This window comes from Vibrio sp. Vb0667 (assembly GCF_033391095.1).
In genome coordinates, this window is record NZ_JAWPOL010000162.1 from 1 (window position 1) to 1,471 (window position 1,471).

The following is a 1,471-nucleotide window of genomic DNA, read 5'->3' on the forward strand; positions in this document are numbered from 1 at the left end:
CCCCTCCCCTTCACCTAGCATATGAATGACATCAAAACGCCAGCCATCCACGGAATATGGCGGCTTCAGCCAATGTTTGATAACCGACGCCTCACCTTGGTAGATATATTCTCTGACTTCGTGATTCTCAAAATTCAATACCGGCAGATTGTCGATACCTTTCCAGCCAATATAGTGATTACTCTCCCCATCAAAAAAGTAATAGTCGCGAAAATCGGATTGAGGATTCCCGTACGCGCCTTTCCCTTTCTGCTGAATATCAAACCAAGGGTGCTGCACAGAAGTATGGTTAAAGACCGCATCCAATACGATCTTCATGTTTTTGCTGCGGATTTTTTCGCACAATGACGCAAAATGCTCGTTGGTGCCGAACATAGGATCAATCGTGAAATAATCCGTGGTGTCGTACTTATGGTTACTTGGCGAGGAAAAAATCGGATTGAAGTACAATGCAGTTACACCCAATTGTTCAAGGTACTCAAGCTTTTGCTCAACGCCTTTTAAATCACCACCGAAGAACTCACGTGCCCCAGAGTTTTGGTGATTCCCTACTGGTTCTCCCCACGTTTTAATCACAGCATCAGGATCGTACTCGCAGTACGCTTCACGAATCGCAGACTCACTTTGACTCGCGGCAAAACGATCAGGAAAAATCTGATAGAAAACTTGTTCTTGAACCCACTTTGGCGGTTGATGGTTTACATTCAATTTGAAATGAAATTCTTTGGGCGGAATACGTTTTTGCACGCCACGTGCGTCTAGCCAATATTGCTGACCGTTTCTAACGACTTTAAATACATAGTGGGTGATGTCTCGATCTCTATTCGGCTCGAACGATACTTCCCACAGCAGTAACTCTCCAGCTCTGCCGCATTGCACCATGGCGACAAGGTATTCTTCGTTGTCTGGCTCAATACGCACATAAACAGCATCAAATGTTAACGCTTCTGTTTTTAGACAGACCTTCACGCGTTTACCATCGAAGGCTAAACCATCAACCGTCTGGCTATGAAAGAGAAATGGCAAAGACATAATAAGCACTCTTTAATAGGTGGATATGCCACTATTTTATTAAAGAATGAGAGATAAAAAATCCTCCTTGGAAATTCGGTGTTTTACCTATTTTCTCAAGGAGGATCACACTTGGTAGGCGTAGTCGCGGCTCTGACTATGTCGAAGAAACGCGTAACGAATCAGACATGCTATTTAATTGAGCAATAAACTGTCATCCGAAAGTTCTTCGCCTCGAACTTTAGAAAACATGTCTAGTAAATCAGGCACTTGCATATTGGCGCGTTGCTCTCCAGCGACATCCAGAACGATTTCCCCTTGGTGGAGCATGACGGTTCTATCACCACAAGCGAGCGCGTCTTTCATCGAGTGCGTTACCATCATCACCGTCAGATCAAACTCATTGACGATACGCTTGGTTAAATCGATGACAAAAGCCGCCATACGCGGGTCAAGCGCG

At 44.7% G+C, this 1,471-nt stretch carries 1 protein-coding gene and 1 pseudogene; both read right to left on the bottom strand.

Translation table 11 applies throughout. The features are described from left to right. On the bottom strand, window positions 1–1,032 hold a 1,032-nt coding region (locus R8269_RS24260), incomplete at its 3' end, for an alpha amylase N-terminal ig-like domain-containing protein (protein ID WP_318222781.1). Window positions 1,033–1,206: 174 nt separating this feature from the next. Next, window positions 1,207–1,471: pseudogene (locus R8269_RS24265) on the bottom strand (ABC transporter ATP-binding protein); the annotation flags it as partial.